Genomic DNA, 241 nt, shown 5'->3' on the forward strand with positions numbered 1-241 from the left:
CGGCGACAACGCCCTGAAAGTCGTCGAAAAACTCGATGTGCTGCGGCCCGACGTTGGTAATGAGGCCAACTGTCGGCTGCGCGATGCGCGCAAGTTCGGCAATTTGGCCGCGCCCGCGCATTCCCATTTCGATAACAGCAAAGCGATGGGTTTCATCAAGCTGCAACAGCGTTTGCGGCACCCCGATTTCGTTGTTGTTGTTCGCCGTCGATGAAAGAACATTCGCGCCGAGCGCCGCAAC

General features: G+C 58.1%; 1 protein-coding gene. It reads right to left on the bottom strand.

Annotated features, from left to right (window positions below; all coding sequences use genetic code 11):
• On the bottom strand, positions 1-241 hold a 241-nt coding region (locus CVH10_RS23860; protein WP_369336014.1), incomplete at both ends, for a Mur ligase family protein.

The organism is Halomonas sp. ND22Bw, assembly GCF_003011945.1.
GTDB lineage: Bacteria > Pseudomonadota > Gammaproteobacteria > Pseudomonadales > Halomonadaceae > Halomonas > Halomonas halophila.